Here is a 24,974-nt window from a genome sequence, read left to right on the forward strand (position 1 = left end):
CATTCTATTCGGCCTTGAGAAAACCCCAAGCTTTTCTATTCGCCAACAGCTTCTGCATCTCTTGAGAAAGCTGGAAGGCTATCGGCACCGTCGAAGGCCGCGGCGTCCGACGGTGCTCCCATCAGCGTCCGCGGCACATTGTTTTCGGACCAGGCGAAGAAAGGCACAGCCTCGACACCCAGAGCGCTCGCCAGTCCGGCGTTGCTCCGCAGTATTTTTCGCAAGTTCTCTGCCGCTTCGGCCGGGATCGATCCTTTGTTCGGAAGCGCCACTTCGGAGCGCCCGAATTTCGCTTTGGAGATCCCGTGTTCCAACAGCGTCGCGGCTGGATCGTCCGACTCAAGGATCGCCAAGCTTCTACCCACAGACGCCTCCGACAGCACCGGCGTCAACAGCACTCGCAACTGCAACCGGCCGCCCCGGATTCGCTCGCTGAGCATCTCGATCGAGCGAGCGCAATAGGGGCACTCCGGATCCACGATGGCATAGACTGTCGGGACATCCTCCGTCGCGCCTACACTGAACCAGAACCCGTCCCGCTCCAGACGCTCGAGAACGCTCTTGCCTGAGACTGCGCCCTCTGCAGTTGCCGCCGAACCGCTCGCCGCTGTTTCGGACTTAGCCGCCACGTTCACCTCAGGCGCCTGAGCTGCATCGAACCCGATCCCGGGCGTTATCTCATCCTCCCGGATTTGACCGGAGCCGCTTCCGCCCGAGGGCTCGCTCTTTTCGCTGAGTTCAGACGACCAGTCCTTGAGGACCTTCTGATATTCCTCTGGTGTCGATGTCCGCGCCAATCGTTCGGCCAGGTCGTTCAGGTGAGGTTCTCCGAGGTCAAGCTTGCTCGCCGCCGCGCCGAGCCCATTTGCGATAGCCTTTTGGTCTCCCGAGATCACCGTCTGAGGAAACATCGCCGCAAGCGGCTGCGGTTCACCGCCGGTAAAGGCGGCCGTCAAATCGCGACCGGCCCCGGTGAATGCGAATCCGATGACGACGGTTCTGCCATCCGGTGCCAGAAACGCGAGTGCGGGCGCCCCTGGACGGCGCCACGCATCAAGTCCGCCGATATTGCCGGCATACTCTGCGCCGTCGACCGGCAACGGCGCGACCTTTGCGGCCGGGGCACTCTCCACGCGCTTTCCCTCGGACTGGCCGGCCACCGGACCTGCCGCTAGGGCCGCCAGCCCAGCGGCGGCCACCCCGGCAAACAGCCGCATCGTCCGCCCGATCTTGAACACAGATTCTGCTGTCATATGCCTTGGCTCCCACGTCACATCGTAGACATCAACTGGCGCCGATGGCGCTTCGAAAAGCCTCGTGAAGCGTGCAGGTCTGATCCCCCCACAGACATTGATACATGTCCGGGTCTGAGTAGAAGATCGTGACCTGGGCCAGCTCTGCCATGGGCACTTCGTACACCTGGGCCAGGATTGCGATCGCATCCCCGCGCGGATAGCTCCTGCCCTCGTACGCTCCCAGCCGACGCGGCGAGGAGAAGCCTGCACGCTTCGCTGCCTCCGCTCCGCTCAGCCCCCGTGCTCCGCGGAGCCATCTCATGAAGTTGGCAAACTCACCCAGGCGGCCGTGGGAATCCACAACCTCTTCAGCTGTCCGCTCCGGCCGACCGACCCGTCGGACACCCCATCGCGGATCGGCATTCTCACCCGGTTGCCTAGAAAACAGCTCGTCGAACCTGTTGGACGGCTTATCCATGGAGGATTGTCTTCATTCCTAATCGGAATTCCTTTTTCCTCCTACCATGGATTGCACTTTGCGAAAAAGCGTTTTTCCCTTACTTCTCGATTGAAGCCGGAGCACATGAGTGACAGCGATCGCGCAGCGGGTGATGGATGAACGAAAGCGGGCAGCGCGGAACAATCTTCGCGCCCGGCGTGTGGCGCTCTTCGCGCTGCTGGCATTTCTCGCCGCGCTTTTGGCGAGCGGCGCTGCCTTCCTTTTTCCGGACAGTCCACAAAATCGAGCTGCTCTGAGGCTACAGGTCCAACAGAACATCGAGACCGCTTCGAGGACCGACCGGACTGCTGGACGCAACACCAGGACGACATCGTCCGATCTTCCTTCCCGCGGCGGCCACGCCGTTCCAGGAATACAGCTCGAGCACTTGGACCGCCTCGTCGTCGCTCCCCCTGCCCACGATCCGTACGATCGGGACGACTGGAGCGTGTGGTTGAAGGACGCCGACGGATGCTACGACACTCGCGCATTTGTGCTTGCCGAGGAGAGCCTGGTCGCCCCCAGCTTTTCCGACTGTCATGTTGCGACCGGCCGTTGGTACGATCCCTACACCGCCGCCTTCGTAGACGATCCCGGAGATCTGGACATCGACCATGTCGTTCCGCTTGCGGAAGCCAATCGATCGGGAGCTGCCCGTTGGTCGAGCGACAAGAAGGCCGCCTATGCAAACAGCGTCGATGAGCCATGGGCTCTCCTGGCTGTCAGCAACTCGGCCAATCGCTCGAAGGGTGACCGAGACCCAGCCGAGTGGCTCCCCCCCAACGAGGAATTCCATTGCGCCTACGCCCGGATGTGGACCGCCGTTAAACTGCGGTGGTCGCTCTCGGTGGATCCCGCCGAAAAACAGGCCCTCGAAAGGGCACTGGGCACTTGTCCCCAAAACTAGCCGGAGATTGTTGTCGTGACCGCCCAAGCAATGACCAGCCCCGCGACGCAGCCGCCCAAGCGTCACCATACCCTCGCCGATGCTCCGCCGCGCGCCGCAACGACGCTCGACGCCTACATCGGCACAATGATCCGCAGCCGTCGCATCGAGCTGGGGATCAGCCAGCAAGATCTTGCCACGCGGATCGGTGTCACCTTTCAGCAGATCCAGAAGTACGAGCGCGGTCTCAACCGGGTCGCCGCCAATCGGTTGCCTGCACTCAGCGATGTGCTTGAGGTGTCGTACACCTTCTTTTTCCCCGATGATCTTGCCGCAGCGGATCATCCGGCTGTCCTGTCGGACGTCAGCCTCAAAATCGCTCGTCTTACGAAGGACCTTTCGCCCGACGACCAGCGGACTGTCTACAATCTGGTGAAGGATGTTGCCGCCCGTTTGTGTCCGACCAACGGCGCGGTGCCCCATGTCCCCGCCGGCAACACCTGTGGCGCTACCGGCCAAGTCGCCGACGAGACCTACTGACAAGCTGTCGCGGTTGCGCTCGGGAAGGTTCCGCCTTCCCGAGCCGCCGAGGCCAAATCGGCGATGCTCCTGAGCGGACCTTCGACGAACAAGCGATTGAAGTCGCGGGCCAGCTCCCGATCCAGTCCGGACTGCACCACCCGCGCCCACCGCGCCTCTGCCAGCACATCCTTCAACGCGTGATGAAGCGGCTCTCCAGCCACGAAGTGCAGGAATGTCAGTCGAGCGCAGACATCCTCTATCGTGAGCTTTGCTCGCGGATTCAGGTTTCCGAACGGGTGGGAGTTGAGCTCCCCTTCACCGCCGGAGAAACCCCATTCGGAAAGCGTCCTGTAGACCCCTTCCAACGCCCTCTGAGCGGGCGCGTCGGTCTGCCACTCGTACCGCACCGGCATTGTAGGCCAGATATCCCCACGCCACCGCGGCGTCGGCAAGCGCCCGATCAGGGACGTCACCGCCGATCGCGCTTGCGTTTCCGCCTCCGCCGTTGCTTCACGTTCGCCCAGAGCTGCCGACAATCGGGTCATATACCCGTCGTCCCACCGGGCTCTCGCAAGCGCATACTTGCAGATATCCTCCCAACCAAGGTTGCCACCGACCTGGTCGGCCGACAGCCCTGCCCGCTCGAATAAAGCGAGAAATTCTGAACGATCTTCTCCGCTCACTGAGCTCAACGACTCTTCAAGGCGCGGGAGATCCCACCCTTCTCGCCTAACCGGCAGATGCCTCGCCTCGCCTTCGCCGATCAACGCAGAGAACCACTGCTCGGCCTCTTGCTCCGACCAATGGTGGCCTCCTGACGAAACGACGGCTCGAACATGTGAAACGCCGAATTCCTCGATCTCCGCACGGACCAACGCAAGCGCGCCCGCCGATGGACGGCGAGCGCGATCCGATTTCGAAACACCCAGGGAGTAGCCAACGGCCTCGCCTTCGATCCAGGCCTTCCAATAAGACCTGGCCGCCCCATCACAGGGGCTCGGCGGCAACATCGAGATCCACCTCTCCAACCCGAGAGGACCGGCCAGCTCACGCACCGGGGCGAAAGTGGATCACGCTCGATGTCCGGTCGGATGTCGCCAACTCGACCACCGGACACCGCGGACGATTCGAAACGGACATGACCACCTGCGAAGACCGATCCGCCTCGAGCGCATCGCAAGAATACCGACGCCGATTGATGTCGGCGAACACCTCACCGGCCGCATTCCGTTCGACTGTAATCACCGTGAAGAAGGTGTCCTTTTTTCGGCCGAAGCAAACGCCGAAAAACGACACCACGGCCCCAGGAACAATCAACGGCCCTAAGCCATCCGCCACTTCTTCCGGCTCCGCCCACGCTCCTTCTTCCAAATTCCAGAGCATGCCGTCGACGTCCTCGCCGCTTACCTCCAGTTGATATCCGCTGTCGGTCAAGCCGATCCGCATTTCCCCTCCGAAGCTGAGATCCGCTCGTTCGAGGGAGGCTGCGAAGGACTGCGGATCTTTTAGGATGAGCGGAGACGATGAAATTCGGTTGAGACCCGGGCCCCGCAGGATCTCTTGATCGTTGTCAATTCCAGCACTCGCACTGTACATGTTCTTACCCCCGAAATCTTGGGTATTACCAAGTCTCCCGTACCGAGCCGACTTTCCTTCGAGCCCCAAGCCGCCTCCGTTCTAGGACTTCTTTACTCTGCAACACGGTTCTGAAAAAATCGATAGCGAAATCAACTCCACCGCGAACCCGTGGTGAATTCCGCGTTTAGGTCAACCCATGCCATCAGTCGTGATTTGCGAAAAACCAAGCCAGGCGCGCAACATCAAAGCCGCTATCGGAGACCGGTACGGTCCTGTGCTCCCAGCTGCGGGGCACATCGTCCGTCTCAAGTTGCCCGAGGAAGAAAACCCCGACTGGGGCCGTTGGACCATCGACCTGCTTCACCCAGGCCGCTTCTACGGCAAGGTGCCGGTGAAAGAAGCGCACGCACGCGCAGCCCTGGACCGCATTCGGGCAGCTCTCGGCCGCGCCGATCAGGTGATCATTGCCACCGACTGCGATCGGGAAGGTCAGGTGATCGGCCAGGAAATCCTCGAGTTTCTCGGCTTTCGTGGTCACGTCCAACGCGCCATGTTCACCGCCGAAGATCCGAAAACGCTCCAGGCGGCCTTCTCCAGCCTGCGCCCCAATTCCGATTTTGCCGGCATGTATGCGTCGGGCGTCGCGCGGGAACAGGCCGACCAGATCACGAACCTAAGCCTCACCCGAGCCGCTACGGTGACCCTCAGACCACCCGGCGCGAAAGGCGCGATCGGCATCGGGCGCGTGAAGACGCCCACGCTTGCCATCGTATGCCGTCGGGAGATCGAAATTCGCTCCTTCGTTCCCCGCGACTATTTTGAGGTTCGAGCGACCGTCGCCACCTCCGGCGGGCCGGCCGTTCTCACCTGCACCCATCTCCCGCAGGCGTTGCGAGGAGAACAGAGCAAGGACGGAATCGATCAGTCCGACCAAGGCCAGGACGAAGCGGATCAGGAGGCCCTGCCAGATGCCCTCGCCGATCCCCTGTCCGGGCGGATCACCGACAAATCCGTTGCCGATCGACTCTCGGCCGCTGCCGCCAGCCACCGGGGTCCCCTGTCCGTGGTCCAGTCGGACAAGCGCCAGTCCCCTCCAAAACTGTACCATCTTCCCGCTCTCCAGGCTGCCACCTCCGCCCGCTTCGGCTGGAGCGCCAGTCATACCCTCGCGGTGGCCCAGAGCCTCTACGAGCAGCACCAGGTTCTCACCTATCCCCGCGCCGAGGCTCGGTATCTGCCCGAGAACGCGATAGCCGACACCGGACCACTTGCAACCGCTCTCGGCTCGCTCCCGCAGTACGCCGCACACGCCGCTCTCGTGGCGCCGCCGCAAGTGCGGAAGGGTAAGTCCGGCCACTTTTCCGATAAAGCGCTGGCGGGCCTTTCCCACCATGCGATTGTCCCCAACGTGAACATCGCGGATCGCCTCGCCCAAGCTGTCGGCCGGCTCGACGCTGACGAGATGAAGTTGTTCGATTTGGTCGCCCGCTCCTACCTCGCTGCTCTCGCACCCGACTACCGCTATCGGCAGACGCGATTATCGATCGCCGTGTCATTTTCGAACCACGCATGGGAATTTGCCGTTACCGGCTCCGTACCGCAGGACCTCGGATGGCGCGCGATCCTCGGGCGCACCGAAGACGACACAGCCGAACTCCCTCATGCCAAGCACGAGGAAATCGTCCGCGTCACGGATACGGCTGTCGACGGAAAGAAGACGAAGCCCCCGGCCCGCTACACGGAAGGCAGTCTCATCATCGCCATGGAGCAGGCCTGGCGGTTCGTCACGGACCCGAAGCAGCGCGCCGTTCTCAAGGACGCGCGCGGCATCGGCACGCCTGCGACCCGGGACAGCATCATCGCCGGTCTGTTCAAACAGGGCCAACTCGAGAAGAAGGCCAAACAGATTCATCCCACAGACGCCGGCCTCCAACTCTTCAAGCTGATCGATCAGAGCATCCCGGCGATCGCCGATCCCGGACGGACCGCCTTGTGGGAAACCCTCTTCGCCGGCGTCGAGAAGGGCCAACTGGAAGCGCAGGACGCCGTTCGGAAACTTTCCGACGAGGCGGCCCGTGCAATTGCCCGTTTGGTCGAGACCGCAAAAGCCAACAACCTGCAGATTTCCGCCGGAGGCTCCACGCGTAAGCCCTCCGAGAAACAGCTCAACTTCGCCAAGATGCTCTCTGAGCGCTACGGCATTGAGCTTCCTGCTGCCGCCCGCCGCAACGCTGCCGTCTTGAACGATTGGATCACAAAGCACGCGCCAGCGGCCGACGCAGACGGCAACCGCCCGCCTCTCCCTCCATCCCAGAAGTTGTCCGCCTACGCCGAGCAGCTTTCCGCGGCGCTCAACATGCCAATTCCGGAGGACGCCCGAACCGACTCGAAAAAACTCTCGAGCTGGATCGAACAACACCGAACACAGGCTCCTCCTTCCCCGAAACAACTCGAATACGCCGAACAGCTTTCCGAACAGACCGGAAAGCCATTGCCTGACAGCGCTCGAAACAACCGCCAGGGCCTTTCCAAGTGGATCGACGCGGTCAAATCCGCTGCCCCTGCACTTCCACCGACGGAAAAACAGCTCGCCTTGGCGATCCAGATTGCCGGCGACCGCGGCATCGACCTTCCCGACATCGTTCGCCAGTCTAGGAAGGAATGTTCCTCCTTCATCGACAGCAACATGCAAGGGCCGTCCTCCAGGAAGAAGACACGCCGACCGAGCGGGCGAAAGTAGAACCTCTGCGCGCGCTTTCGGCCGCCCCCCGGATTTCGATGAGCAGCCCTTTTGTTTCGCTCGCCCAGGTTGTTAGTGGCGACGATCGTCGGCATGATGTGCCAGACGGGTAGGCAAACCGCTTCCCACAGACACCAACAGAACCTCTGGGAGGCGCTTTGGGCGGACTTCGCTCCGGTGGCCCTGATCCTCGCTACGTCATCAGCCGGATCGGTGAGTCATCTTCGACCGAACTAGGGCCTCCCGAGGTCATTTTTTTATCAAGCGCCTCGTCGGCCGACCCCATCCACATGCATCGTCCGGGAGGAAAAATCTGGGCCTACGGCTCGGCACGCCTCGCACAAGCCAATCTTCCACAAGCTGCGGTAACCGTCACACTGACCCTTGAGGATCAATTCGACCTCGACCGGCCGATCGAACGCGCCAGCCCTTCTCTCGAGCGGCTGAGCCAACAGTTTGCCGGCGAAATCCCGCCCCCGCCGGGACTCGAAGGGCATCCACTGCTCCAGCGTCGACAGCGAACGGGGAACACACCCACCTATCGCCAGCTCCTTGGCTATCTGAATCAACTCGGCTATCCCGCAGTGCCTGGCTCCACGCTCCACCTCATGGCGACCTGTCGCCTTGAAGGCACCGCCGATCCAGGTTTTTTTCTGCCTGCAGATCACGTCGTTACCGGGTATCTGACGGTTGCCGCTCTACCAGGTGCCAAAGTGGCCGACCTCAGAGACGCGCCACGTATCGCCCACTCGACTCCCTTCGTGCGACCCAGATCACTCAATTTCGAGCGCCTTGAGGAAAACGCCGTCGATCTGGTGCTGCTCCGCAACGGCAACGATGGCGGCATCGTCTGTATCCTCCCAAGAGCGATTGACCGACTGTCCTGGGTCTCGATAGAGGCGGTGCGTCGGGAGCCGTCTGCGGGCCCGGATCGAGCCACTCCCGAACTACATGATCTTGTTGACCAGTGCCGCCGAGCTCTCGGCTTCGATCGCTCCGACGACACGCCGTCTCCGTAGAGCCTCACTCCACTGCAATCACGTCGGAAATGCGAAAAACAGAAGAGAAGTTCTATTCTCTCGACGCACAGCCATGCATTATGCCCGGCGCGCGTCTACCGTGTCGCGTTTAGCTCTGCGAAAAAGGGAATACGACATGACCCGCACTTCGGTCATTGCAATCACTGCGCTTGCCGTCGCTGGACTATCTGCAGCGCCTTCCGCCCGCGCCTTCGATGAATGGGCGGGCGTCTATGCGGGCGGCGGCCTCGGCTACAGCTTCAATTCCTATGATCTCGATGTCGCTCCTGGCGCCAAGCTCTCTCACGACTACAATGGGATCGTTCTCGGCCCATATGTCGGTTTCAACTGGCAGGAGGATCGGTTCGTCTACGGCGTCGAGACCGACTTCGACTACCAGTTCGGCGAGGACACCAAGACGTCGGCGATGCCTTTCGGCAGCACCACCCTCGACACCGCCGGCCGTTGGACGACGACGATGCGTGGGCGCGTCGGTTTCACGATCGACCGCTTCCTCGCCTACGGCACCGCCGGCGTCGCCTTCAGCGGCTTCGACGACACCTACACGAACTACGACCCGACCGGGGCTGTCATCGACACAGTGTCGATCGGCGACGTCCAAGTGGGCTGGGCGGCCGGCGTTGGGGCGGAAGCCTTCATCACCGAGCGGTTCACCGCCGGCGTCGAGTACCGCTACACCAGCTTCAGTTTCGACGCCGGCGGTTCTGGCGTCGACAACAGCACCAACACCCTGAAAGCGCGGTTCGGCGTGCACTTCTAACCTCGCCTCTACCACGGCGGCGCGCGAAACCAATACGATTTGGGGTTTTCACACCCTGTCCGTAGACTGCTTTTGTTTCACCGCCGAAACGATCGAGGAGTACAGACATGACCAATACCACCGCCGCCAAGGATGACCGCCAGCGGGCTTCCGAGAAAAAGGACATCTGGACCGGCTACAGCGGCCCGATCACCAACATCCGTACGCAGGACGAAGCGGGCTCGCCGCTGGTCACCAGCAACGGCAAGCCCTATGCGATGGCCACCATCGAGCTCGACAACAACGTCAAGCGGTCGCTGATCGCGTTTGGCCAGGATCGCATCGACGCCCTCGTCGCCGAGTCCGCGAAGGAGCGTCCGGTCGTGACCGGCACCCTCGCCGCGAAGAGCGGCCTCAGCGTCGTCACGACCGGCCCGGAGACGATCGCCGGGATCCTGACGAACGTGCGCAACGGCGTCTCGGACGGTGACGTCCCGTGGCTGAATGCGTTCGTGCCGCGCGAGGGGAAGCCCGGCGTGGGGATCTCGATCTTTGGCGATCGCGCGACGAAGATCCTGGACGTGATCAACAAGGGGCGCGACGTGCACATCGAGGCGCAGGGCCACCAGACGCGCGTCAAGGACAAGGACGACACCTATCGGGCCGGATTCCACCTCTTCGAGGACACCATCAAGGCTCGGGCTGTCCGGCCCGCGCAGGCGGCCGAGACCACCCGCGCGGACCGGGAGTCGGATCCGTCCCCGCGGGAACCCGCCGGCGACTACGAAGATATCGAGCCGCATTGACGATTTCGGCTCGCGCCATATCCGGCGACACTACCGAAGCCCCGGGACACTCTCCCGGGGCTTTGTCATTTTGGCCGCCGGCTTTTCGCTCTTTGGGCCTCAATTATCGCCGGCGGTCTACCAGTCTGCCTCCACTCGTCGCACCAGGACAGAATGCAGGTTTGAGCCGGGCCAGGCACACCGTGGGTGTTCAGCCACCTCCAAAGCGTTGAGGCGTCGACCCGCATGACCTCGGCCATGTCCGTCTTCCACCGTGATCCGAAGAAAAAAAGCCCCACATCCCGGACCATATCCGGGGTTATGTACTTGAGGTCTTCGGACGAAGGCAGATCCACGGGCCGCTTAGGCCGCTCTGAGGCAGCCTGCGCCACGATCGACCTGGTCGCGACCACTGACACGCTGCTACTCCCACCTCGACGGCGACTTTCGCCAAACACCGGCCCACGATGAACCGCAGCTCCCGGCTATTCTACAGCGAAGCGGAAATCAGTCACTATTGAGAAAGTCGCATCCGCACCAATTCACCGTGGATTGGGCGATCGCCTGGTGCTCCTGTCCCGCGGCCGCCAAGCCTCTTGCCCTTTGGGTATGCGAAAAACAAAATATGGTTCCCGAAACGAATGGGAGTGCCGACATGAGATTTTTCACCGCCACGGAGCGCGATCGCCTCATTGCGAACTACGTAGCGAGCGGCGAGGCCCTCGCCAAGGACAGCGCGATCGACCACTGGCCCGTCGTTAAGCTCTTCACCCCTTACGCGTCTGCCACCTGGCTCCTGACCGAGTTTGACCCCGAAGAAAATGTGGCCTTTGGGCTTTGCGATCTGGGGCTGGGCGAACCGGAGCTGGGTTATGTCTCCCTGACAGAGCTGGCCGAGGGGTCCGAAAGTTCGCAAACCTTCGTGGAACGCGATCGCTACTGGGAGGCCGACGGCCCGCTTTCCGCCTACGCCGGTCGGGCGCGTGAACTACGTCAAATCCCAGACTCTTCTCTCACGACCGGCGATTGCTCGCCCGATCCGTCGCCATGACCGCGCCCCTTAGCCCTGCCTCCGTGGCGGGACAGTATCATCCCGCCCGAGAGATCGGCCGGCGGCCTCGGACTGCGTGGGTGCGCTTTTCCCTCGAGATCCGCGCCACGCTTGCGAACGCCCCCGTGGTCTGTCTCTCCTATCGGCGCCAGCTACTGTTCGAACACGCCCTCGACGATCACCTGCAGTCACTGCTTTGGGCCGCCAGGGCGCTTCAGGGAGGCACACTGGTCCTCTCTCCGGCTGGACCGATCGGACCGCGCTACGACGTTGATCTGCTGTCGCTGTCGGCGGAGCTCCAAGCATTGCAGCTTTGCGCGAATCCCAGCCCCCGCGATTCGCCTGTTCGGCCTCCGATATCGTCCGTTCCGGCCGACTCACTTAGGGGCGGAGCAGCATCATTCTGAACAACTCTACCTTCGATGGAACAGCGATAGCGTCAAGCGCGTGGACCGTAACCCATTGATTACAGCGCCGTTTTCGGGCTCTCCGCGCTCTTGTTCTTGCTCTCCCCGCGGTCGGTGTTCAGACTTCGTTAACGCAAAACTTCTTGCGCAGGCACGCACATTAGCTATCGTCACGCTCATTGCCCGTTTTTATCGTTTTTACCGTGACCGAGGTTACGAACCGTGAGCACAGCAGACACGATCTTGGACGAGGACCTCGCGCCGCCGGACGTGACCATCGGTGAGCATGCCGAGCTCCTTTCCTCCCAACTCCAGGAGTTGGCCGAGCTCTATTTCCCACCTTCGTCGGAGAAGACGCTCCGCAAGTTCACCTCCGGCGAGGCCGCGCGGTTGATCGGCGTGTCCGATTCCACCCTGCGTAAGATGACGATCGCCGGCGAAGGGCCAGAGATCGAGATCAAGGCGAATGGTCGACGCTTTTACAGCCTCGCTCAGATCAATGAGATACGGCACCTCCTCGCCTCAAATGCGCGAGGACGCGACACGACGACCTATGTCCCGCATCGCCGCGAAGGCGAACACCTGCAGGTGATCGCCACCACGAACTTCAAGGGTGGGTCCGGCAAGACCACGACCTCGGTCCATCTGGCCCAGTATTTTGCTCTCCACGGTTACCGTGTTCTGGCAATCGATTTGGATCCGCAGGCCAGCCTGTCAGCGCTCCTCGGGGTCGTCCCTGAGGTGAATGTCGGCCCCAATGAGACGCTCTATGGAGCGATCCGATACGACGAGCAGCGCGTCTCGCTCGCTTCGATCGTCAGGGAGACCTACTTCGACGGTCTCCATCTCGTGCCGGCCGATCTGGAATTGATGGAGTTCGAGCACACCACGCCGACGGCCCTGAGGGGTGGTCGCGATCGGGACACATTGTTCTTCGCCCGGGTTGCTCATGCGCTCAACGAAGTTGCAGACCAGTACGACGTGGTCGTGATCGACTGCCCGCCGCAGCTCGGCTACCTCACGCTGGGGGGGCTGTGCGCGGCTACCTCGGTCGTCATTACAGTGCACCCGCAGATGCTGGACGTCGCGTCGATGTCCCAATTCCTCCAAATGGCTCGGGACCTGCTGGGGGTTGTCCGGGAAGCTGGGGGCAGTCTCCAATACGATTTCATTCGATATTTGGTGACGCGCTACGAGCCCCAAGACGGACCCCAGACAAAGGTCGTGTCGCTCCTGCGTGGATTGCTCGGAGACCATGTCCTCATCAATCCGATGCTCAAGTCCGCTGCCGTCTCTGACGCCGGCTTGACGAAGCAGACCCTTTACGAAGTGGGGCGCGAGAATTTCACTCGATCGACGTACGACCGGGCGCTCGACTCGCTGGATTCTGTCAATGGCGAAATCGAGGGCCTCGTGCGGAAGGCGTGGGGCCGCCCCTAGCGGTTGAAAGGCGTTCGGGAAGCAGGAATGTTTGACCGATCAAACCAAGTGGACCGGATCAGGGTGGGGCCGATTAGCCTCGGCCGTCCGGGTGCTGTTGGGAGCTCCCAACAGCTGGATCGGCGGCAGATGCTTCGTGCGACGTCGGTCGGCTCCCGGGCCGCTGAGGTCGCGGATGTGCCCTTCCGTTTGATGGTACAGCTCAGTTGGGAGGTCCCAACTTGCGCGTCGGGCACGCCGATCTCCGACCGGACGAGAGGGATCTCGGTTGGGAGCTCCCAACGCGGGCGTTTGTTGGGAGCTCCCAACACGGCCGAAGGCTCGAGCGAGGTGGATCGACTGGTATCCGCGGCGCGGATCGGGGTCCCCTCCTCCTGGCCGAATGCTCCGACGCAATCGTCAGTTGGGAGCTCCCAACAGTGGGATCGGATCCGGACGCCAGATCTAGCGCCGGCTGAACGCGCGGCGTTTCATAACTCGGATATCTCCGCCCGCCCGATGTCGAGGCGCAGTTGGAAGCTCCCAACTTGCGCGTCGGGCGCGCTGATCTCCGACCGGGCGAGGGGGATCTCAGTTGGGAGATCCCAACGCGGGCGTTTGTTGGGATCTCCCAACACGGCCGAAGGCTCGAGCGAGGTGGATCGGCCAGTGTCCGCGGCACGGATCGGGGTCCCCTCCCCCTGGTTGAATGCTCCGACGCAATCGTCAGTTGGGAGTTCCCAACAGCGGGATCGGCGTTTACGCGCGAGGATGATCAAGTGACCAACAAGCGCAAAGATCTGCTCAATTCGCTATTTTCCGGACAGCATGAGCGCGCGCCCAGCTCCGGCGCACCCACTGCCCGCTCGCCGGCACCCGCAACGACGTCCCCTAGGCCGCGCTCCGGAGCCTTGCGTGAAATGCAGACGTCGCTCAACGAGATGGCAAATTGGCGCCAGGAAGCGGACGAGCTGCGCGCGCAGTTGTCAGCCGGCGACAAAGTGATCGAGCTGGATCCTGGTCGGATTGATCAGTCATCCGTAGCTGACCGATTGCATGTCGATCACGATCCCGATTTCGAGCAGCTCGTTGAGAGCATTCGGGATCAGGGACAGCAGGTCCCGATCCTGGTCCGGCCTCACCCGGAAAGCGAAGACCGATTCCAGGTGGTGTATGGCCGCCGTCGTCTCCGGGCGGCAGAACGCCTGGATCGGCACGTCTTGGCAATCATCCGACATATGTCGGACGAGGAGTTGGTGATCGCCCAGGGCCGGGAGAACTCCGACCGGTCAGACCTCACTTTTATCGAACGGGCGCTTTTTGCTCTCCGGCTCGAAGAGGCCGGCTTTGACCGGCATACGATTGGAGCGGCGCTCTCCACGGACAAAGGCGACCTGAGCCGGTATCTCTCGATCGCCAAGACCATCCCGGGTGAGCTTATCCTTCGCATCGGCCCAGCCCGGAAAGTCGGCCGCCCGCGGTGGGCTGCGCTCGCTGAGGAACTCAAGGGGCAGGGCGCCTTATCTCGAGCTCAGGCGCGTGCCGCGAGCGGTGACTTAGACGCACTCGACAGTGATCTTCGTTTTGCCGAGATTGCTGCCGCCGCTGCTCAGCAGCCGGCCGCGCCCGACGCCAATCGCCATCGGAACTGGAAAACGCCGGAAGGAATGGCCGGGGCCCAGATCAAGAAGGCCTCGAACCGCCTAATCGTCCAGTTCGATGAAAAGGCCGTCCCGGAATTCGGCGAGTATGTCGCCGATCGGCTGGACGAGCTCTACAGCGAATTTCTTCGCGAGACGGAAGGAGGAGACGAGACGACAGACGGCTAAACACAGCGCTGGTTGGGAACTCCCAACAGCGCCTCATGTGGGTTAGCAAAAGAAAAAGGCCCCCGAACGACGTCCGGAAGCCCTTCTCAGCAGTCTGGCAACTCTGAGAATCATCACACTTCCGCGAATCGCAGTCAAGCGTTGTGTGCAGGAACGTCGTCGTTCCGGCAGCCGGCTTCTTTTGCCTGAATCAAGGTGAAGAGGATGACACCTCACTACGCGACGACGCCCTTTGGGCGGCGGACAATGCCGCTCGCCCACCTCGCTGCCCTTTCGTTCGGCGAAGACCTGTCCTCGGACAGCTCGATTTCGAAATGGAGCATCTTTCAGGAGATAAAAGAGGCCCGGCAGCGCCTCGGCCTCTCAGACCGCTCACTCGCTGTCCTTGGTGCTCTGCTCACATTCTATCCTGGCACAGACCTGACGTCCGATGCCGACCTCATCGTGTGGCCGTCCAACGAGCAGCTGGCGGCACGAGCGAACGGAATGCCGGCCAGCACGCTCCGCCGGCACCTCGCGGCTCTCGTTGGCGCTGGATTGGTGATCCGGCGAGACAGCCCAAACGGCAAGCGATATGCCCGGCGAGACGGGCAGGGCCGCGTCGAGCAGGCATTTGGGTTCGACATCACACCGGTCCTCGCCCGGGTCGACGAATTCCGCGATATGGCCGAGGCCATCCGTGCCGATCGGCGAGCCCATAAGGCGGCCCGAGAGCGCGTTTCGATCCTCCGTCGCGACGTTGGAACGCTCATCGAGAGCGCTGTAGAAGAAGGCGCTCCTGGTGATTGGGCGCGCGTCAGAGATGCGTACATCGCGATCGTTGGCGATGTGCCCCGTCGGGCCACGATGGAAGACCTAATAGCGATCGGCAATGAGCTCGACGATCTGAAACAACAGATCCTTGATGTGTTGGAATCCCTTACGGAATCCAACGAAATGAGCGGCAATGCCAGCCATAGTGAGCGGCACATACAGAATTCAAATCCAGACCTTCTACATGAATCTGAAAACAGCAATGAGAAGAACGATGAAGCTGGCGCAGCGTCACCTCCACGAGTGCCTGAGCAATTGGATGGCCGCTATCTGCCTCTTGGAATCGTGCTGGAAGCCTGTCCTGACATCGGCCACATGACGAAAGAGGGCAGAATCCGAGAGTGGAAGGATCTGTTCGACGCCGCGGAGCTCGCCCGTCCAATGCTAGGGATCAGTCCCAGTGCCTGGCACGAAGCGAGAGATGTCCTCGGCCACCGCCAATCTGCGGTGACACTTGCGGCAATCCTGCAAAAGGGCGAGAGCATCGGAAACGCGGGCGGTTACCTGCGCGCGCTGACGGACCGCGCGAGGGCAGGGTGCTTCAGCGCAACACCGATGGTGATGGCACTGCTGAGATCGCGTTTGACAGAGCATCCGACAGCGGTCTGACCGCCGCCGGCAGTTCGCGGGGCGCCATTTGTCTGTTGGGAGCTCCCAACATGGCGGAGTGGAGTATGTCGACGCCCCACTATAGCCCGGCGGCTTTCGTCAGGTTGACGCGGAATCGATCTCGGCGCCTCTGATATCGCCGGGTCATACCTGGGCTCGTGTGACCCAACTGCTTCTGAACGTAGCGCTCATCAACTTCGGCGTATGAAGCCAGGCCAGAACGGAGGGAATGCCCGGAAAAAAGAGCAATTCTCTCGTCCTCTGGAAGATCGCCCCGGATACCCGCGCGGATAACCAACCGCTTCACCAAGCGCGCAACGTGACGATCGTGCATTCGATCTGACGTGACCTTCGTTCCAGCTGCGGTGACCTGGCGGAAGAGTGGACCATGCTCGATCCTGGCAAACCTGAGCCATTCCTCGATGGCTGCAACGGGGCACGAACGATCTGACGACCCCCGACCAACTTCGACCTCATGCCATCCGGTCTTGGTTCGTACGACGACAATGAGCCCCTGCTCGAATATCTCGATCCATCCGGTTCCATCTTCCGTCTGATCTGGACCCGCGTCGAGACCAACAATTTCTGAACGGCGAAAGCCGCCGGCATAGCCCAACAGCAAGATTGCCCGATCCCGCAGGCCCCTCAGCTTGCCGAGATCCAACGTAGCCACCATGGCAAGCAGGTCTGACGCCCTTACTGGCTCCTTTTGAGCCGGCGGACGCCCGTGCGTGTTCCTGATACCCGCCAGAACGGTCGCAATGTGCCGGTCTTTTCGGTCGAGGAGCATCCCGCGCTGACGATAATGCCAAACCAGCGCCGAAAGCCGCCGTTCGATCGTGGACACTGCGTGCCTCCGCTTGCTTGGGTCTGCGCTGCCAGAGGCGCAGGCCGTGATAAACAACCCGACAACCTGCGGATCCGGGGGGAGGGGAGACAACCCTTCGCGTTCGCACCATGCGACGAAGACGGCCCAGTCAGACGCATAGGCGCGCCTGGTGTTCGCAGAGCTCGCCGCCTCGACATATTCACGGGCTCGATCCGAGAGTTCCTCCAGCCGCCGCGGAGGGCCCTTTGACGACGGCTGCAGCTGCGTCAATCCCACCTCATTGCCGGCCGGCAGCTGTTCTGGCATCGGCCGCGGCGGCCGCTCCTGATCCTTCATCCTGGTCCCCTCTACACTACGCCGGTGGCACCGGCGTTTTCAGAACGACGTCTGAGGCGCGGTTCTTCCGGGAAATGACCCGCAAACGTTCAGAAACGGGCTCTGAGAGGCCATTTTGGGCAGCGTATTCCATATGTCCGATAATGCAAGATTATCGGACAGAAGTATTCGACGACACCCACGGCGGTTTTACACGGATATGATGGCCATAAGCGCCGCCTTAGGTTATGATCTCCTATGGCCAGAGCTAAATTCGATCCACCTGACCAACCCGATCGACACCCAGCCGCACCGGACTGGATACGTCGCGCAGGACCCTCGAGATCAGCCGAGGAAGCGGCTTTCTATGCAGGGGCGAGCCTCGCTGTTCTCGCTTCGCCTGCAAGGGATGTTCACCCGATTGGGGAACTCTGGCGAGAACGTCTCGCGATTGAATGTGCCGCCAACGTCGTCGGGCTCATCGGTCGACGTGAAACCGTCGCCGATCTGAGGGACGCCTGGCTTTTGCGGTCACCGGGAGCGGATCCGGGGCCGGCGGGCCGGGTGTTCGGCGTATGGCGCGGTCTTGGCCAAGCCAAGCTATCGGCGCCCTTCACCTGCGTTGAGGAGCTCGCGGAGCTGGAAACCGGGCTGTCGAGGAGAGAGCTCCAGGAAATGATCGACCTAGCGATGAAGCGTCCCGATCAGAACGCAAGTCCTGTGGCGGCAGCAACAGAAGTTGCGGTCCGAACCTTGCAGCGGTTCCCGCTCGGGCTACTGCCAGCGGCCTGGCTGGCAGACCTCGTCCTTGCGGAAGAACTCCGCTGGAAGGCCCCGATCCCGCTCCTCGCGAGCCGAATGACCCGACGGATGGTGAAGGAGATGTCGGCCGGCAGCCCGGAATCAGTTCGCTTGCTGGCGAACGACGCCTACCGAGAAGCCGCAGTCCGGGCAGTCGACCTCAACGGCGAGCTCTGCCGTAAGGCGCGGAGCCTGATCGAGATATCTCCCAACCTTCGGAGCAAGGGCGCCGATCGCGTCGTCCGCCGGCTGCTTTCCGAGGACGCGTTGTCGGCTCGATCCACTGCCCCTTTGAACGAACGATCCGCCCGCCGCCTGTTTGAACGGCTTTCAGACCTAGGGGCGATCCGAGAGCTCACGGGACGTCCAACCTTCCGCCTCTACGGGCTCTGATTGTCATGCCGCGAAAGAAGCATCACACAGCGATTGATCTCGAGCTCGAGGACCTGCCGGCCGAACTCCGCTGGCGCGAATGGATGGGCCGAGTTGAGGCGGTGATCTTTGCATCTCCCGAACCCGTCGGCCGTGACGTCCTCGCTCGAGTCGTCGGTCGTGACTGCAGCATCGATCACGTCATACGCGATATCCGCGAAGAGCTGCGGGGCAGGCCATACGAGCTTGTCGCCGTTGCCGGAGGATGGCAGCACCGAACCAGGAAGCAATTCGCGGACGCCATCCATGCGGCATCAGGCACAACATCAGAACGCGAGCTTACTCAGAGCGAGATGCTGACACTCGCGTGCATCGCCTACTATCAACCCATCACGCGGAAAGAACTGGGCGAGTTTTTCGGCAAGGAAGTGAGCCGGGACGTCATCGCCACGCTGAAAAACAGGGACCTTATCGCCTCCGGTCCGCGGAGCCCCGAGCCGGGAGCGCCTTACACATACGTGACGACGTCGCACTTCTTGTCCTTCTTCAGCATGGACAGTCTACGGGACCTTCCGGATATCGAGGCCCTTGAAGACGCTGGGCTGTTGAGCAAGAAAAGTGGACTTCAGGGTGAGTTTCCCATGATGTCCGAGGACACCGAAGACATGGATGAGGATGCAAGCCCACTGACCGACGGGTGATGCTGTTCTGGGCGGCCGCCGAAAAATTCGATGACAGAGGACGCGCAATGATCGATCTTTCCGCCCCGCTGGAGACCTGGATGCCGACAGTCTGGTACGGAGGCTTCCTGTTGGGGCTGCCAGATCTTTGCGTCGGCCAATGGCCACAGGAGATCGCTCGCGCCCACGGCCAAGCCTGGAAGGTGTGGATCGTCACCAACGCCACGGAGACGCAGCGACTGACGCACGCTCTCTCGAAACCCGTCCCGCGCAAGGGGCCCGCGTTGGACTTCGCATCCGGCCCGGATGCCGCCATCCGAAAACCGATCCGTCACGCGGAAGATTTCGTCGCCCTTTACGCGCCGCCGGCGCAAGCCTGGCCGTGGATCACCCTGGTGAGCCTCACAATGTCCCCGCAAGCGGCCGCAGAGCTTGGCGCGGCGCGCGGGCGATACACCTGGGATGCAGATGACAGCGAGAACGCCGCGCTCGATCGTGTCGCCCGACTGCGCGCCAGGTTGCCGAACGCACCAGTCCACGTGCCGGATGGAGCAACCAGCCACTGAACTACCAAACCGACAGGATTGCCTGATTTCACAAACGAAGTGCAACACCCTGCTAAGGTGTTGCCGCTATGGGAAAACGATACCGACATCTGGATTTGGAGGAGCGCTGTGCGCTTGCCCGTCTGCGCGACGAAGGGCGCTCGGTCCGGCAAATCGCTGCAGCTCTGGATCGCGCGCCATCGACGATCGCGCGGGAGTTGACCCGCAATGCGTCGCTGCGGGAGGGCTACAAACCCGCCTATGCCAATGACCAAGCCTGGGCACGAAGATGGCACGGCGCGCGCCTGGCGCGCCAGCCGGACCTGCAACGTCACGTCCTGAGCCACCTTGCTATGGGATGGTCGCCCGAACAAATCGCCGGCCGGCTGGCGCTGGAAAAGGCTAGCATGCGCATCAGCCACGAGACCATCTACCGCTTCGTCTACGACCAGATCCGGCGCACCAAGGACTATGCCTGGCGGCAATATCTGCCCCGCGCCAAGAGCCTGCGCGGCCGGCGCCGCAGGCCCCACCGTCCCATGGACCACATCAAAGATCGCGTGTCCCTGAAGGAACGTCCGGCCTGTGTCGACAAGCGCCTTCAAGTCGGGCACTGGGAGGCCGACCTGCTCCACCCCAGGAAGTCCGGCGCCGCCGTCCTCGTCGCCCAGGAACGCGCCTCGCGCCTGACGCTCCTGGCCAAACAGCCCGGCAGAATGGCCCAGCCCGTCGCAGACCAGTTCAAAGCCTGGTTCCAGTCCATCCCGCAGCCCTTGCGCCGCTCGCTGACCCAGGACAACGGGCCGGAATTCTTCCTGCACCATCAATTGCAGGCGCTGGGCATGAAGACCTACTTCTGCGACCCGCACAGCCCCTGGCAGAAGGGCGGCGTGGAGAACATGAACGGCCGGCTCAGGCGCTACATTCCGCTGGGAACCGACCCGGACACCTTCTCAAACGACGACTTGCAGGTCCTCGCCGCCCGGTTCAACAATACACCCCGAAAATGCCTCGGCTTCAAAACCCCAGCCGAGGTCTTCATCGAAAGCCTGTTGCACTTCAAATGTGAATCCACCTTGCGGCCGTGGTGCCGGCGAACTTCATACCCGCCCGAAAAGAGAAAACTGAATAGTAATATTTCTTTCAAGAGTGCAACGGTTAGTTGTTGTCCGTAGGTCGCTTTCCCAACCGCCTATTCCAAATCGAGGGATTTGCCAACATGCCTAACATCTTCCTGGTCGATGTTTTGTCTATTATTGGCGCGCTGAGCACTGCTTTTTTACTTATTGTCGTTCCTTTTCTTTTCTTCGTGTCCCTTTCTCACACGTTACGTTCAATCATATACAACTTTGTATATATAATTGCGTACCGCTTTCCCGGTTATAAGAACCGTTTTCTTATCAGAGTGGCAAACTCCGACTTTGCGCTAGTTGACCGCGTCCTCGCCTCGGACGCCGCACAAGCCATATTAGTGATCGTATTTGCTGGTTCCTCGATGGTGTTGGCTATTATGGTAGCCAATAGCGAGAACCTACACTTGTCGATTTGGAAAAGTCTTGTCGCTTTCATCGTCCTTCTTTGCACGTATCCGACGATGTTTCGCATTGTGTTCAATGCGATAAAGCGTGCGTTACCTAAAGTCGGAGGCGGGAAGGATTAGGGGGAGAGTGTCCTGTGGTGGGCGAATGGATCCGGCCATGGACCGCCGCGCCTGCACAGAAATGAAGCCGGGCGCGAGACGCACACTCGGTACCAACGGGTCCAGCGTTCTGCGAAAAAACGAATTGAAATGTATTCTACTCGTAGTTAACGTGACCACTCAACCGAGGGTCGGGTTCCCCCCTCGGCGCCACGCTGCCGTCGGCCGTTCAAAAGCCGGACTTGGGGCTCTGTGAAAACTGAAATAAATGGGCATCGGGGGAGCTTCGTGTGAATCTGATCGACGACGCCTGGATACCGATCGAGCGGCGATCCGGAACGCGGATGACGATTCCGCCGCACGAGGTTGTCAGTGACTTTCACGAAGATCCTGTGGTTCGGCTCAGCTTCGGTCGACCTGACTGGGATCTCGCGGTCTCAGAATGGCTCATCGGCATCCTAGCCGTCGCTTTGCATCCTCGCTCTGACGAGGACTGGGCCGAGACATGGCTCCTGCCGCCAACGTCCGATGACCTCCAGCGCGCGTTCAGCGGACTGACACCAGCCTTCAATCTGTTTGGTTCCGGAGCAGCTTGCTACCAGGACTTTGAGACCCTTGACGACGGAAGGGTCTGGCCGGCCGCCCAGCTCTATTTCGATGCACCCGGCGATCAAACTCTGAAGAACAACGCCGCGGTCTTTCAGCGCCGCGCCGAAGGAGGGCTCGATCCTTCGGATGCTGCTGCCGCCCTGATCGCCCATCAAGCTTTCGCAACCTCGGCCGGCAAAGGCCATAGAACTTCTCTTCGTGGCGGTGGCCCACTAGTTACGCTCCTCGAGCTCCCATGCCCCATCAATCGGCCGAAACTACTTCACGGCACCTCCACCCTCTGGGACAAGCTTTGGCCGAATGTGTCGAACGTCGCCGAGGAGCCGACTCTCGACGATCGTCTTTTCCCCTGGATGGGACCTACCAGAACCTCGACCGATGGGGAGGAGGTACGGCCCGAGACCGATGCGCACCAGCTGATGGCCTTTTTTGCGACACCGCGACGGATCCGTTTGATGGAAGGCGCCGACGGCATGGTTCATTCGTGTCGCAGGGTGACCTACGGTGCGAACTATGCCGGATGGCGCCACCCATTGTCGCCATACTATCTCCCAGCCGGGGGAGGCGAGCCGTTGCCGGTTCATCCCCGCACCGGCGCCAGGGCGACGTATCGTGACTGGCTCGGCGTGACCATCGGCACCCCGGGCCAGGGCGACTTGCGGGCACTGCCCCTGCGGGCGGCGCCAAGCCGGCTCGATACAGCCAGACGGCTCTCCGGAGATGATCTGCACATCAATGCGATCGTTGTCGCTCAAGGCTACGATTGCGAAAAGGCCACTATCAACGATTGGCTCTTTCAACAGATTCCGTTCTTCCCGCTGACGGGTGACCGCTTGACAGCCTTCACCTCCCGCGCTTCGGCAGCCGGTTCTGCTGCGTCGATCGCTCAGAATGCCGTCCGGCTGGCCCGATACGGACAACGGGACCCCTCCGACCCATCTCGTTTCAACTTTGCGAAAAACAAGCCAGCGCATTTATTGAGCGAGATCGGCCTCGGGGTTTGGACCGATACCGAGGCTGACTTTTCCCGCCACCTCGCTCAGCTCGCCACATTTGAGCCTTCACCAGACGCAGAAGCCCTGGTCTCCGCTCAGCAGTCGTTCAGCAACTGCCTCCGCCGTGCGGTGCGCCGGCAATTCAGAGAGGCCGTCGGCATTGCGCGAGTTGAGGATGCTTCACCACAGCGCCTAGCCGCTGCCGCCCGATTCCTTGAGCACCAGCTCGGCGACGAGAGCCGGTTCGCCAGAACGTTCGAGAAAACGCGAACCGATGAACAGGAGGTACCAACGTGACCGACCGATCGGAAATCGCCGAGGAAATATCGTCATGGCGCTTCCAGTTGGGATACGGCTCGCGAGCCGATCGCGGAGCTCTGGCCAGACTGAGGCGCTTACCGCTCGCAGAAACCGACGCGGGGCTTCTGCCGGACTGCGGCTATGCCGCTACACTGTCCTCCTACAGGTCTCTTCGCGCACGCGCAATTCGGGTCATTTCCAAAGCGCCCCCTCACCATCAGGCATCGTGGATGACAGACTTTGCTCGCGCTACGGGATGGTTCGACGAAAGGCTCGTCATCGTCGCGGTCACCCTTGCCTACATCAAGGATGACCCAGGCGGCAGCCTGGGCCGAGCACTCGGGCGAGGCTCCGCGTTCGGCCCGCACGCCCTCCGACAATCGCCATTGCTGGCTGAACGGCGCCTTACTCATCTGCTGCGGTTGAGAACGCCTGCCGAACGGCTGAACGCGGGCCGGCGGATTGTCCGCCTGCTGAAAGGCTCTGCGCCTGTCAAAGATCTGGCGCGGCTGCTGTTGTTCGGTGACGAGCGCGAACGGTGGCGCCTGGTCTCAGCCTATTACAACCTCCCGGGGCCCATCGCGCCGGACGAGAGTGAAATCGACACAAACCCGGCTCAGGAGCACGCGTCGTGAGCAACTTCCTCCAACTGCACAGCCTCATCTCTTATCCGACCGCCAACCTCAACCGAGACGACGTCGGCCGACCGAAGACCACCTACTTCGGTGGGTCCACGCGCATCCGCATTTCCTCCCAGTGCATCAAGCGTGCCTGGCGCACCGATCCGACGTTTCGCTCGGAGATTGGTGAGGCGAACCTCGGTGTTCGCTCCAGGCGGTTCGCACATGCCTTGCTCCAAGAGCTCTTGGATCGTGGTCTGGACGAAACGGCAGCCAGCGAGCGCATTCGCGCCGTTATTCGACACGACCGCCTCGGGGCCGTTTCTGCGAAAAACGAAGAAGTCGGCGACGAGGAGGACACCACGAACAGTTCGGCCGCGTCGGTCAATACCGCTCAGATCGTGCACCTCTCTGCAGCCGAGGTGCAAAGGCTGAACCTGCTCGCCGACCGGCTGATGGATGACGATCCGCTCGATGAAAAAGAACCGCTTGTTTTGCTTTCGCAGCCTGGTGCGGTCGACATTGCACTTTTCGGCCGGATGATCGCAGACAACAAGGCATTCGGCGTCGAAGCATCGGCTCAGACCGCTCATCCGTTCACCGTCCACCGCGCATCTATCGACGACGACTTCTTCTCGGCCGTCGACGACCTGAGCGCTCCTGAGGCAGCCCAGGTCGCCTATATCGACAACTTCGAGTATGGGGCTGGTCTTTTCTATCAGTATCTCAACGTCAACCTGGATCTGCTGTTCGAGAACCTTGGCGGGGATGCCCTTCTCGCGCGCGTCGGGATCGCCGCGCTGACGAAGGCCTTCGCCACCGTGAACCCGGGCGGCAAGCAGGCATACACGGCGGCCCGGGTTCGAGCCCAGTACCTCCTGGTCGAAAAGGGTGATGTCGCCCCCCGGACCCTCGCCAATGCGTTTCTTCGTCCCGTCTCCGCTTCGGAGGCTTCCGGAGATCTCCTGGAAGCGGCGGCCACCCGCCTGGAAGCCGAACGTAATGCACTCGACGGCGCTTATGGGGCCTGCTCAGCGAGTTCTTCGACAATGAGAGTGGGTCATTGCGGATCCCTCGGAGACTGCATTTCGTTTGCGATCGCCGACTGAGGTGCAAC

22 protein-coding genes and 1 pseudogene are annotated in these 24,974 nt (G+C 61.6%); 18 read left to right on the forward strand and 5 right to left on the reverse strand.

Features of this window, described 5'->3' with window-relative positions; genetic code table 11:
* Positions 1-35: 35 nt before the first annotated feature.
* Together HNS03_RS18700 and HNS03_RS18705 are read right to left on the reverse strand one after the other, a co-directional pair.
* A complete protein-coding gene (locus tag HNS03_RS18700; RefSeq protein WP_367197608.1) occupies positions 36-1,442 on the reverse strand; it encodes a hypothetical protein in 1,407 nt (468 codons plus the stop codon).
* Between the two features lie 4 nt (positions 1,443-1,446).
* Positions 1,447-1,713 (reverse strand): annotated as a pseudogene (locus HNS03_RS18705) (hypothetical protein); the annotation flags it as partial.
* A gap of 109 nt (positions 1,714-1,822) precedes the next feature.
* Between HNS03_RS18705 and HNS03_RS18710 the strand changes: the two are divergent.
* The gene (locus tag HNS03_RS18710) at positions 1,823-2,641 is read left to right on the forward strand and encodes an HNH endonuclease family protein (RefSeq protein ID WP_367197525.1); all 819 of its coding nucleotides are present in this window, start codon (positions 1,823-1,825) and stop codon (positions 2,639-2,641) included.
* A 15-nt stretch (positions 2,642-2,656) separates the two neighbouring features.
* Positions 2,657-3,160 carry a helix-turn-helix domain-containing protein gene (locus HNS03_RS18715; RefSeq protein ID WP_367197527.1) on the forward strand — a complete coding sequence of 168 codons (504 nt, stop codon included), beginning with the start codon at positions 2,657-2,659 and terminating at the stop codon, positions 3,158-3,160.
* Here the strand turns inward: HNS03_RS18715 and HNS03_RS18720 are convergent.
* Together HNS03_RS18720 and HNS03_RS18725 are read right to left on the reverse strand one after the other, a co-directional pair.
* On the reverse strand, positions 3,154-4,152 hold the full coding sequence (locus HNS03_RS18720) for a hypothetical protein (RefSeq protein WP_367197528.1): 999 nt from the start codon (positions 4,150-4,152) through the stop codon (positions 3,154-3,156). The two genes, HNS03_RS18715 and HNS03_RS18720, sit on opposite strands and share 7 nt — an antisense overlap.
* A gap of 37 nt (positions 4,153-4,189) precedes the next feature.
* The gene (locus HNS03_RS18725) at positions 4,190-4,588 is read right to left on the reverse strand and encodes a hypothetical protein (RefSeq protein WP_367197530.1); all 399 of its coding nucleotides are present in this window, start codon (positions 4,586-4,588) and stop codon (positions 4,190-4,192) included.
* A gap of 328 nt (positions 4,589-4,916) precedes the next feature.
* Between HNS03_RS18725 and HNS03_RS18730 the strand changes: the two genes are divergently transcribed.
* The 8 genes from HNS03_RS18730 (at position 4,917) to repC (ending at position 16,152) form a co-directional block, all read left to right on the forward strand.
* Positions 4,917-7,460 (forward strand): DNA topoisomerase, encoded by a 2,544-nt coding sequence (locus HNS03_RS18730; protein ID WP_367197531.1) that lies wholly within the window; start codon positions 4,917-4,919, stop codon positions 7,458-7,460.
* Between the two features lie 158 nt (positions 7,461-7,618).
* The gene (locus tag HNS03_RS18735) at positions 7,619-8,479 is read left to right on the forward strand and encodes a hypothetical protein (RefSeq protein WP_367197533.1); all 861 of its coding nucleotides are present in this window, start codon (positions 7,619-7,621) and stop codon (positions 8,477-8,479) included.
* A 136-nt stretch (positions 8,480-8,615) separates the two neighbouring features.
* Positions 8,616-9,260, forward strand: coding sequence for an outer membrane protein (locus HNS03_RS18740; protein WP_367197534.1), 645 nt, complete (start codon positions 8,616-8,618; stop codon positions 9,258-9,260).
* A 107-nt stretch (positions 9,261-9,367) separates the two neighbouring features.
* Positions 9,368-10,045, forward strand: a complete 678-nt coding sequence (locus tag HNS03_RS18745; RefSeq protein WP_367197536.1) for a hypothetical protein — start codon at positions 9,368-9,370, stop codon at positions 10,043-10,045.
* Positions 10,046-10,679: 634 nt separating this feature from the next.
* On the forward strand, positions 10,680-11,075 hold the full coding sequence (locus HNS03_RS18750; RefSeq protein WP_367197538.1) for a DUF2958 domain-containing protein: 396 nt from the start codon (positions 10,680-10,682) through the stop codon (positions 11,073-11,075).
* Between the two features lie 629 nt (positions 11,076-11,704).
* Positions 11,705-12,922, forward strand: a complete 1,218-nt coding sequence (gene repA / locus HNS03_RS18755) for a plasmid partitioning protein RepA (RefSeq protein ID WP_367197540.1) — start codon at positions 11,705-11,707, stop codon at positions 12,920-12,922.
* Between the two features lie 758 nt (positions 12,923-13,680).
* Positions 13,681-14,730: a plasmid partitioning protein RepB gene (gene repB, locus HNS03_RS18760; protein WP_367197542.1), complete on the forward strand. Its 1,050-nt coding sequence runs from the start codon at positions 13,681-13,683 to the stop codon at positions 14,728-14,730.
* A gap of 204 nt (positions 14,731-14,934) precedes the next feature.
* Entirely contained in the window at positions 14,935-16,152 is a 1,218-nt protein-coding gene (gene repC, locus HNS03_RS18765; RefSeq protein ID WP_367197543.1) for a plasmid replication protein RepC, read from the forward strand.
* Between the two features lie 79 nt (positions 16,153-16,231).
* Here repC and HNS03_RS18770 read toward each other — a convergent pair whose 3' ends face one another.
* The gene (locus HNS03_RS18770) at positions 16,232-17,287 is read right to left on the reverse strand and encodes a tyrosine-type recombinase/integrase (protein ID WP_367197604.1); all 1,056 of its coding nucleotides are present in this window, start codon (positions 17,285-17,287) and stop codon (positions 16,232-16,234) included.
* 267 nt (positions 17,288-17,554) lie between these two features.
* Here HNS03_RS18770 and HNS03_RS18775 point away from each other — a divergent pair, with 267 nt between their 5' ends.
* From HNS03_RS18775 to cas7e, 8 genes are all read left to right on the forward strand, one after another.
* Positions 17,555-18,490 carry a DUF1403 family protein gene (locus HNS03_RS18775; protein ID WP_367197544.1) on the forward strand — a complete coding sequence of 312 codons (936 nt, stop codon included), beginning with the start codon at positions 17,555-17,557 and terminating at the stop codon, positions 18,488-18,490.
* A gap of 5 nt (positions 18,491-18,495) precedes the next feature.
* Entirely contained in the window at positions 18,496-19,170 is a 675-nt protein-coding gene (locus HNS03_RS18780) for an SMC-Scp complex subunit ScpB (protein ID WP_367197546.1), read from the forward strand.
* Between the two features lie 47 nt (positions 19,171-19,217).
* Positions 19,218-19,715, forward strand: coding sequence for a hypothetical protein (locus tag HNS03_RS18785; RefSeq protein WP_367197547.1), 498 nt, complete (start codon positions 19,218-19,220; stop codon positions 19,713-19,715).
* Positions 19,716-19,783: 68 nt separating this feature from the next.
* Entirely contained in the window at positions 19,784-20,869 is a 1,086-nt protein-coding gene (locus tag HNS03_RS18790) for an IS30 family transposase (RefSeq protein WP_367197549.1), read from the forward strand.
* Positions 20,870-20,913: 44 nt separating this feature from the next.
* Complete coding sequence (locus tag HNS03_RS18795; protein ID WP_367197550.1) at positions 20,914-21,354, forward strand: hypothetical protein; 441 nt, start codon at positions 20,914-20,916, stop codon at positions 21,352-21,354.
* 269 nt (positions 21,355-21,623) lie between these two features.
* Positions 21,624-23,234: a type I-E CRISPR-associated protein Cse1/CasA gene (gene casA / locus HNS03_RS18800; RefSeq protein ID WP_367197552.1), complete on the forward strand. Its 1,611-nt coding sequence runs from the start codon at positions 21,624-21,626 to the stop codon at positions 23,232-23,234.
* Positions 23,231-23,872 carry a type I-E CRISPR-associated protein Cse2/CasB gene (locus tag HNS03_RS18805; RefSeq protein ID WP_367197554.1) on the forward strand — a complete coding sequence of 214 codons (642 nt, stop codon included), beginning with the start codon at positions 23,231-23,233 and terminating at the stop codon, positions 23,870-23,872. Before casA ends, HNS03_RS18805 begins: the two co-directional genes overlap by 4 nt.
* On the forward strand, positions 23,869-24,966 hold the full coding sequence (gene cas7e / locus HNS03_RS18810) for a type I-E CRISPR-associated protein Cas7/Cse4/CasC (RefSeq protein WP_367197555.1): 1,098 nt from the start codon (positions 23,869-23,871) through the stop codon (positions 24,964-24,966). The genes HNS03_RS18805 and cas7e overlap by 4 nt, the downstream gene beginning before the upstream one ends.
* Positions 24,967-24,974 lie beyond the last annotated feature (8 nt).

Source organism: Amorphus sp. 3PC139-8, from assembly GCF_040750475.1.
Taxonomy (GTDB): Bacteria; Pseudomonadota; Alphaproteobacteria; order Rhizobiales; family Amorphaceae; genus Amorphus.